Genomic DNA, 8,469 nt, shown 5'->3' on the forward strand with positions numbered 1-8,469 from the left:
CGCTGCTGGCCTGCGCCCGCCGCGGCGGACACCGGCACGAGATCTCGACCCGGCTGCACCGGTTCAACGCCTGGTGCGCCGACTCGCGCCTGCCCGAGCTCGAGCGGCTGGCCGGCACCATCGAGGCCTGGTGGCCCGAGGTGCTGGGCTTCCTGCAGACCGGCCTCACCAACGCCGGCACCGAGGCCACGAACCGGACCGTGAAGACCGCCGCGCGCACCGCCTACGGCTTCCGCAACCTCGAGAATCAGCGCCGCCGAGTACGGTTCGCCTGCACTCGGCGACACCGCCGGGTCACCGTCTGCTGAGGGTCATTTCCCCCTCAAGTTCGAAGAGCCATCAACACGGCGCGGGCGGCGGCTCGGGCGGCGGTGTGGGAGCTGGCCGGTGAACGCGCCCCCGACCACATCACGGTCACCAAGCAGGCGCTGGCGCAGCTGCCCGGGCACCGGCCCGGCACCCGACCTGACCGGCGGGTGCTGATCCGCACCGACGGGGCCGGGGCCAGCCACAAGTTCCTCACCTGACTGCACGGCCAGCGGTTGTTCTACTCGATCGGCTTCGGCCTGCCGGCCAAAAACCGCCGACCTGCTCACCCAGATCCCCGCCGAGGTGTGGACGCCCGCCTACGACGCCCACGATCAGATCCGCGACGGCGCCTGGGTCGCCGAACTCGAGCGCTACGGCCCGCTTGTACCAGCGACCCCACCGGCGGGTCCGGGCTCAGTGTGTGTGAGGACCCTCTGTAGGACGTCGCCGTCACCGTCGTACGTGTACCCCGGCTCGCGGACGACCGAGATGTTCCCCCGCTGCTCGAAGATCACGTAGCGGACCTCGGACAGGTCGCGGATATTGTGCCTTCGCAGGAGCCCGTCCAGGTCGGAGTAGGTAAGACCGCTGCGCCGCAGTTCGCGACTCAACACATGCCCATGCGTTACCAGCAGGCGCGGGACGTGGTCGACTAATGCTGCGACTCTGTCGAATCGGCGCGCACGAGTCAAGACGCTGTGGGCGAACAGGACCGTAACTAGGGTCAGAGCTCCGGCAACGTAGCTTGTATCGCTTGCGTTGGGAACGCGGCCGACGACTGCACCTACCGCTACTGCGGCGACGAAGTCGAACGGCGACATCTCGGCAAGGGTTCGCCGCTCGCCAAGCCGGAACCCGACGACCGCTGTGACGTAGAGCAGCAGCGCCTTTCCCGCGACCCACACCAGCTGCGCTGGGTCACCGATGATGTAGTCCATTGTCGTACCTCCATCCCTCTAACTTGCCGCAGCAGGTGATCGATCGGGATTCACGCCAGCGAGGCGACGATTGAGCTCGCCAAGGACAACTCGTCTCATACGGCCTAGCCCTCAATCGACCGCCGATAGGTTGAGGAGTCTAGTAGCGATTTGAACTCAAGCGGGTCGCTTGGGCGAACTCTCATGACCCATCCTTGCCCGTATGGGTCGCTGTTCATGCGATCTGGCGCACCATCCAGCTCACTGTTGACCTCGAGTATCTCCCCGGAGCAGGGCGCATAGACCTCCGACGACGTCTTGGTGGATTCCAGTTCACCGAAAGGCATATCCTTGGCAACGGAGTCGCCGACCCTGGGCAGATCAACGTAGACGATGTCCCCCAGCTCGTCCTGCGCGAAGTCGGTGATACCGATGACGACAGTGCTGTCAGGATCCATCCGCAACCACTGGTGCTGCGACGTGTAGAGAAGGCCTTCGGGGAACTCCATATGCTTTCCTGTCTGTTTTGCCCAACTGCCCCACCCGGTACCGGCTGCTTCAGCTACTGAGCGCGGAGCGGACCTGTAACTGCACCGCTCATCGCGCCACGCCGTACGCAGCCCCGCGGAGGGTCGCATCGTCCGATGCAGCCATACGGTCTCTTACACGCACCAGGAGGGCGGCCACGGAGGTCTCGCTCCAGAACCAGCGATCAATCTCATCCGACGTCACCCCCGGGTGCATCACCATCTTGGCCTCTGAGAACATGGCCCGTAGGTCTAGCGCGCACAGGCGGATCCACTCACCGAGCGGGATATGGCTCGGGCGCTCCCGCATATCAGCGTCCTTGCCGGCAGCGTAGTCCTCGAGGAACCGGATGATAGCCCGAAATCGCGACGGCGATATGCCCGTGACACCGACCGTCGTTCGGCCCCGCCGCTCCACCCACTGGTTGTAGTATTGCCGGACTCGGGTGGTCTCGGTCGCCGGGTTGGCGTCCAAGCGCGGGCCACAGCCCGGCTTCGTATCAACTTCCGAGTTCTGCATGGGGGCACCTCGCTGCTCGATGTATTCGGAGTCGTTGAAGTCGGCGAGGCTTGGAGCGTTGCGCTCCAAGAGAGCGAGAGCCGCAGCGAGGACGCGGTGCTGATGTTCCGCGTCGAGCGGCCTTCCTAGCGGGGCTCCGAACGGATACGGGACGTAGAGGGCGCGTGGCGGCTGTACCGCGACGGCATGTTCGCGGACCAATGCGAGCATGGTCGTGACCAACCCGGCGTCTTCAAGAATGCGCGCGAGCACACTGACCGTGTGCGTACACCATGGCTAAGTAGGCGTTAGGACCACTACCTCGACTCCTTCGCCGACTAACCGCTTGGCAACTTCCGGCCCCGTCTGCTCCTTGACGACGGACAGATCGCGTTGTGCACCCATGAAGGAATAGCAACGGGGGCCGATAGCTCCGGCGGCGCCGCGAGGAACGAGTTCGCGGATCCGGTCGAGCGGAAAGACGACGTTCAAGTCCTGCTGCATTGGGACGCGGTCGAACCCGATGCTGGTGTGGCTGACGACGAGCTCGTTGAGGTGGGCGTCGGCGGGGATGACGCGGTAGCTGGGGTCGAACTTCCGGAATGGCTTGTCATCGCGCAGGTGCAGCCCTGCGGACGTCACCAACGCAACCGTACATCTGATCAACGGCTTTGGCAGCGGCGTGAACGGGGCCCCGTTGTTGCGGTCCACGGGGAGTGCGAGGATTGAGTTTCGGGACAGGTCTGACAGAGCGTCAAGGCGCGGCATCATGGTCTCTGTTCTGAGGCGCCCAACGGGGACTCCTGGGCGAAGCCCCGTTAGCTAATCGGGTATGGCTACCGGAAAGTGCGACTGTGATGCCGCGACGGGGCCGTCGAGGCATTCTGTGACGTGCACGATACTGATGGTGATGTCGGCGATGAAGCGCTGGTACATCAAGAGAACGCCAGTCAATCCGGCCAGTTCTGCTGGCGTGCATGTCGACTCCAAGTCCGTGCGCTCCACACCAACAGGCTTCGGCAGGTGCTGCGCGAGCTCACGAGCGCGGGTGACGAGCTCGCGAGCCTTCGCGTCATACTGTTCCGACCGCACAACCGGCGACAGTATTCGTTCGGTGACTGTCTCGAGCAGGTCCGGCCAGTGCGCAAGGACGCGGAAGTCGCTGGCGGGGCCGTGGTGGTAGTTGATATCGGCGACTCGTTTGAGAAGCCTCTGGACGTCGACTGAGGCCTGTGCGGGGTCGACGAGGGTCAAGAGGGGATCCATCCCCTCGGGATGCCCCTTGGGCACGGATCTCCGTAGGTCCTCTGGGACCTGGCCGCTTCCCGCCGTGCGCATCTGGAAACGCTCGCTCCATGCGGTGAGCAGTAGCAGGTACTTCGGGTTGCGGTAGTTCAGCTGGTACAGAATCCGCCGGACGCTGTCGATTCGGTCCTCATCCCACCCCTCGCTAAGCAGGTGTTCCTTCAGGTCCAGCGCTGGGTCGATCCCGAGAAGGGACCGCTCGCGAAGCTCGTCGGCGGCGCGTTCGGCGTAAAGGGTGCCGAATGCCTCGGCGCTGCGGTGCCACGCCAAAGGTAGAAATGCAGGAAACGCGGCGAGGACGCGGCAGGCGAACGCAACCCATGGAACACGTAGGGTTAACCGTATGTCGTTGTATGTGGTCTCAAGGTCGCCCGCTGCATCCCAGTGGTCGACCTGGGGGAATCGCGCGAAGCCTGTCACCTCGCCTTCTCTTGGATGACGCCAGCCGCCGAGTGCTCCGAGAGCGTCGTGGCCGGGCACAAGACTCGGTCGTCTTTCTCCAAGACGTCGGCGAGTTCGGTCAGGGACTCGACGATCATCCGTGGCGGCGGCCGCAGATTGTCGAACAGCCCGCCGGACCGGTCCACCCAGGTGGCCTGCATGCCGGCCGATTCCGCCCCGATGTCGTCGAAGGGGTTGGAAGAGATGAGGCGGACCTCCCCGATCGGTCGGCCGAGCCGCTCTGCGACGCGTCGGTAGGTCTTCGGGGACGGTTTGAACGCTTGGACCTCATCGACGCTGACGAACCCGTCGAAATACTGGTGAAGTCCAGCGGCGTCCATCAAGGCGTCGAGCATCCGCGGCGACCCGTTAGAGAACACGATCATCGAATGGCCCAGCCGCTGTAGCCGCGCCAGGCCTGGCTCGACGTCGGAGAACCGCTCCAGGTCGTTGTACTGGGCCATGAGCGCGTCCTTCTGTTCGACCGAGAGCTCTCGGCCCGCTGCTGCGAGCGCGTGGTCGAGGGACTTGCGGGTCAGTTGCTCGAAGTCTTCGTATTGTTCCATCACGGTTAGCCGGAAGCTATACTCCAATTGTTTTTGCCGCCACACCTCCGCGATGCGCAAGGCCTCATCCGGTATATACTGCTCCAGCCGGGTCCAGATTCGGATCGGATCAACTAGCGTTCCGTACATGTCGAAGGCGAGGGCTTCGGGGGCGGCCATGTGCGTTTCCTCCTGGTTGTCTTGGTGAAACCGTACGTCCCGGAAAGGCTGGACGAATCGTCGACGATGTGCGTGTTCTGAGCAGCTTTGTGGCGTTCGCGGCCCAATGTTAGGCCCTGTTAAGTAGCCCACTGAAACGAGGGCGCCTTATGACCTTGTGAGTTAATGGCTCGCGCTTCCTTCCTCGGCGCCCAGGCCGGTCTGCGCGCGGAAGATCACCTCGTCGAAGCGTTCGTTGGCGGCCTTGTCGGGCCGGCGCAACAGCGTCCCGAGCACTGCGCCGAGGAACCCCACGGGCAGGCTGATCACCGTGGGGTTTACCAGGGGGAACACCGCGTCGGCGCCCTGGAAGGCCGGGCCGAGGAACGCGAGCCCGACCGCGGAGACGAGGCCAGCCGTGACCCCGCCGATCACGCCGTAGGTGTTGAAGCGCCGCCAGAACAGCGACAGGGCGACGATGGGGAAGTTGCAGCTTGCCGCGACCGCGATCGCCAAAACGACCAGTACGGCCACGTTGATGCCCTGCGCCATTAGCCCCAACGCGATCGCTACGACACCGACCGCGAGAGTGGAGATTCGTGCCACACGTACCTGGGTGCGCTCCGTCACGTGGCCGCTCTTGATGACGTTCACGTAGACATCGTGCGCGATCGCGCCCGCCGTTGACAGCGTCAGTCCCGCGACGACGGCGACGATGGTGGCGAACGCCACCGCCGAGACGAACGCGAGGAATACCTGGCCTCCGACGCTGCCCGGTCCTCCGCCGAGGTGCTGCGCGAGCAACGGTAGCGCTAGGTTGCCGCCCTTGTCAGCCGCGAGGATCTTGTCCCGCCCGACGTAGTATGCGGCAGCGAAGCCGATGAGGGTCGTCGCTAGGAAGAAGCCGCCGGCCAAGAACATCACCCAGATGATCGATTTACGGGCCGTCTTCGCGTCGGGCACTGTGTAGAACCGGGTCATGACGTGTGGAAGTCCCGCAATGCCGAACGCGAATCCGAGCCCTAATGAGATCTGGTCCCACGGGTTCTTGAAGTAGTTGTTCGGCGCCAGGAATTTGGCGCCGTACCTTGAGTCAACGCCGTCGAAGACGGCCACCGGGTTGAACCGGAAGTTGACCAGCACCCACACGACAAGAACGACAGCTGCTGTCAGCAGCAGGACCGCTTTGACGATCTGCACCCAGGTCGTAGCCAGCATCCCGCCGAAGACCACGTAGAGGACCATCGCCACCCCCGACAGCACGACTGAGGTGCTGTAGGGGATGCCGAGCAACAGTTTGGCGAGCGTCCCCGCACCCACCATCTGTGGGATCAGATACGCCAGGTTCACCACCACGGTTCCGACGACCGCGGCGAGCCGGGCTTGGGGCCGCTGCATCCGGTAGGCGATGACGTCGGCCAGCGTGTACTTGCCGGTGTTGCGCAGCGGCTCGGCGATGAGCAGCAGGACCGACAGGAACGCAACGAGTGCAGCGACCGCGTAGAGCGAGCCGTCCATCCCGTACAGGGCAACGAGCCCAGTGAAACCCAGAAACGCCGCTGCGCTCATCCAGTCGCCCGCAAGCGCGAAACCGTTCTGCGCCGCACTCAGCTGTCGCCCGGCGGTGTAGAACTCGCTTGCGGTCTTGGTCCGGCGTGCAGCCCAGTAGGTGATCCCGATTGTCACACCAAGGATGACGAGGAAGATGGTGATGGTCAGGATCCTCATGGCTGCGTTGCCCCCCTAGTCTCACTCTCCGTTGCCGGCACGGTGGCACTTTCCGTTGGTCGAACAGTGATGCTCTCGGCCGCAGTTGCAGCCTTGGGGTCGAAGCTTTGGTTCGCTATCCGCACGTAGACGAGGGATACAACCCAGGCCATCACATAGACGCCAGTGATCAGGACGTATCCGATGTTGACGGCGCCCAGCACGGGGCGCCCCATAAACCCTGGGGCGAAGCCGGCCAATAGGGTTAACCCCAGATAGCAGGCCAGGTAGAAGGCGATGACCGGGCCGAGGAAGCGCGCCTTGGTGGCCAGTAGTTCCTTGAACGACGAATGCTGAACAGCTGCGGTCCAGTCGATGTCAGAGGCGACGGAGCCGGCGCCTGATACCGCCGCTGGATCGCTGTTGAGGATCTCCGCGAGTACCGGGACGACCTCCTCCACGTGCCCAGGCACGAGGACCACCGGGATATGACCGGCGCGGCGTCGCACAGCCTCGGCGACACTGCCCAATCCGGCGCCACCGAACGGCCGGGTGCCGGTCTCTCCGACGATGATCGTGTTGGCGCCCACGCGGCCCGCGGCCTCAACGATCGCGTCGGCGATTGGCCCGCGCAACTCGTCGGTGTGCACCGGAACGCCCGCTCTTTTGCCGAGATAGCGAGCCGCCTCTAGCCCGTCGACGGGGCGCGCCTGTAGCAGCTCGAGGCTGGGTTCGGCGAACTCGACCTGAAGATAAGACTCTGGCGTCGCCACATGCACCGCATGCAGCTGACCGTCGCACTCACTCGCCAACTGCACCGCGCGCAACGTCGCCGCCAACGCAGACATCGAGCCGTCGGTCGCCAACAGTAGGACCGGCCTTCCAGTAACCATGCTGCTCCTGACCTGGAGGGGGCATCACGCAATCTGCACCATACGAAAGGAAACCTTCGTAGCGCAGAAAGATTAGGAGGTGAGCTAGAGCACAGTCAAGAGTGGCGACTGCGGCTCCGGCTCCGGCTCCGGGAGCAATCGTCAAGACCTGTAGATCAAGATCTTCTAGGCGGCCTCGGCTTGAGGGTGGTCGTCGGGTCGTTCGACGAGCTTGCCAGCCTTAAACGTGGCGCCGGCTCGGACGAGGGCGACCAGGTGGGGTGCGTTGACCGCCCGCCAGCGGTCCTGGGCTGCCTCGATGAGCTTGAACGCCATTGCCAGGCCGGCGGCTCGTGAGCCGGGCCCGCGGGTGACCTTGGTCCGATGCCGCACGGTGGCGAAGGTGGACTCGATCGGGTTGGTGGTGCGCAGATGCACCCAGTGTTCAGCGGGGTAGTCGTAGAACGCGAGCAGCTCGTCGAGGTCGTCGGTGAGTTTCGCGGCCGCCTTGGGAAACTTGGCGCCGTAGGCGGCGGCGAAGGCCTTCGCGGCGTCGCGGGCGTGGGTCTTGTCCTCGGCATTCCAGATCTCACCGAGGGCCTTCTTCGCCCTCGGGTGCGCGGACTTCGGCAACGCGGCCAGCACGTTCGCGATCTTGTGAGCCCGTAAAGAATCAAGTTGTCGGCGTGTCCGCTGGGGCGTATCCGGCGGGAAGGGAGTTCAGGACGGCGGCCGCGGTGGAGAGGCGGGTAGCGGCGGGCGCGGCGGTGTAGCCGTGCTGGGCGAGGACCGGGCCGACTTCGCGGACGACGTCTCCGATGGTGCGTCGGCTGACGTCGAAGAGTTCGGCGAGGGTTGCGTGGGTGCCCAGGCCGCGCTGGTAGAGCACGGTGGCCAGCACCCGCTCGGCGTGATTTTCTGGGTGAAGACGCCGCCGCGGGCGCCGGGCAGCCGTTCTCCGCCGCGGCGTCGGTGCCGGTGGCGCTCGTTGCGGGCGGCCAGGATGGGCGCGATGCGCTCGGTCAGGGCGGCGAGATCGGCGCGGGGCATGCCGGTCAGGACGGGGTCGGCGAGCCGTTCGGGCAGCCGGGGACGGGTCGGCTCTCCTCTGCTGCCTGACATGAAGTCGGTGAGCGCGGTCGCGGTGGCGAAGCGCAGCGTTGTCGGGGCGATCGTGCGGCCGTGCTC

11 protein-coding genes and 1 pseudogene are annotated in these 8,469 nt (G+C 65.0%); 2 read left to right on the forward strand and 10 right to left on the reverse strand.

Annotation, left to right across the window (positions count from 1 at the left end):
* Together BLW04_RS23875 and BLW04_RS28915 are read left to right on the forward strand one after the other, a co-directional pair.
* The coding region (locus BLW04_RS23875; RefSeq protein ID WP_175484259.1) for a transposase at positions 1–308 on the forward strand (308 nt) is incomplete at its 5' end.
* 63 nt (positions 309–371) lie between these two features.
* A complete protein-coding gene (locus BLW04_RS28915) occupies positions 372–527 on the forward strand; it encodes a hypothetical protein (RefSeq protein WP_254781941.1) in 156 nt (51 codons plus the stop codon).
* A gap of 153 nt (positions 528–680) precedes the next feature.
* On the opposite strand, the gene BLW04_RS23885 is transcribed toward BLW04_RS28915, so the two are convergent.
* The 10 genes and pseudogenes from BLW04_RS23885 to BLW04_RS23930 form a co-directional block, all read right to left on the reverse strand.
* Complete coding sequence (locus BLW04_RS23885) at positions 681–1,247, reverse strand: DUF421 domain-containing protein (protein ID WP_091547983.1); 567 nt, start codon at positions 1,245–1,247, stop codon at positions 681–683.
* A gap of 104 nt (positions 1,248–1,351) precedes the next feature.
* Positions 1,352–1,735, reverse strand: coding sequence for a glycine cleavage system protein GcvH (gene gcvH, locus BLW04_RS23890; RefSeq protein WP_091547985.1), 384 nt, complete (start codon positions 1,733–1,735; stop codon positions 1,352–1,354).
* A gap of 88 nt (positions 1,736–1,823) precedes the next feature.
* The gene (locus BLW04_RS23895; protein WP_091547987.1) at positions 1,824–2,525 is read right to left on the reverse strand and encodes a hypothetical protein; all 702 of its coding nucleotides are present in this window, start codon (positions 2,523–2,525) and stop codon (positions 1,824–1,826) included.
* Between the two features lie 24 nt (positions 2,526–2,549).
* On the reverse strand, positions 2,550–2,963 hold the full coding sequence (locus BLW04_RS23900) for a glycine/sarcosine/betaine reductase selenoprotein B family protein (protein WP_175484260.1): 414 nt from the start codon (positions 2,961–2,963) through the stop codon (positions 2,550–2,552).
* Between the two features lie 111 nt (positions 2,964–3,074).
* Positions 3,075–3,977, reverse strand: a complete 903-nt coding sequence (locus BLW04_RS23905; protein WP_175484261.1) for a halocarboxylic acid dehydrogenase DehI family protein — start codon at positions 3,975–3,977, stop codon at positions 3,075–3,077.
* A complete protein-coding gene (locus tag BLW04_RS23910) occupies positions 3,974–4,723 on the reverse strand; it encodes a haloacid dehalogenase type II (RefSeq protein WP_091547993.1) in 750 nt (249 codons plus the stop codon). Before BLW04_RS23910 ends, BLW04_RS23905 begins: the two co-directional genes overlap by 4 nt.
* A gap of 162 nt (positions 4,724–4,885) precedes the next feature.
* Positions 4,886–6,430, reverse strand: a complete 1,545-nt coding sequence (locus BLW04_RS23915; protein WP_091547995.1) for a solute symporter family protein — start codon at positions 6,428–6,430, stop codon at positions 4,886–4,888.
* Positions 6,427–7,275, reverse strand: a complete 849-nt coding sequence (locus BLW04_RS23920) for a DUF485 domain-containing protein (protein ID WP_175484262.1) — start codon at positions 7,273–7,275, stop codon at positions 6,427–6,429. The genes BLW04_RS23915 and BLW04_RS23920 overlap by 4 nt, the downstream gene beginning before the upstream one ends.
* A 192-nt stretch (positions 7,276–7,467) precedes the next feature.
* Positions 7,468–7,941: pseudogene (locus tag BLW04_RS23925) on the reverse strand (transposase); the annotation flags it as partial.
* A gap of 13 nt (positions 7,942–7,954) precedes the next feature.
* Entirely contained in the window at positions 7,955–8,182 is a 228-nt protein-coding gene (locus tag BLW04_RS23930; protein ID WP_091547999.1) for a helix-turn-helix domain-containing protein, read from the reverse strand.
* Between the last annotated feature and the right edge of the window lie 287 nt (positions 8,183–8,469).

Origin of the sequence: Modestobacter sp. DSM 44400 (genome assembly GCF_900107175.1) — a bacterium.
Classification (GTDB): Bacteria; Actinomycetota; Actinomycetes; order Mycobacteriales; family Geodermatophilaceae; genus Modestobacter.

What these genes read in the sequence shown, in the direction of transcription:
- BLW04_RS23885 (WP_091547983.1), bottom strand. Translation starts at nt 1,247, where the DNA reads ATGGACTACATCATCGGTGACCCAGCGCAGCTGGTGTGGGTCGCGGGA.
- gcvH (WP_091547985.1), bottom strand. Translation starts at nt 1,735, where the DNA reads ATGGAGTTCCCCGAAGGCCTTCTCTACACGTCGCAGCACCAGTGGTTG.
- BLW04_RS23910 (WP_091547993.1), bottom strand. Translation starts at nt 4,723, where the DNA reads ATGGCCGCCCCCGAAGCCCTCGCCTTCGACATGTACGGAACGCTAGTT.
- BLW04_RS23915 (WP_091547995.1), bottom strand. Translation starts at nt 6,430, where the DNA reads ATGAGGATCCTGACCATCACCATCTTCCTCGTCATCCTTGGTGTGACA.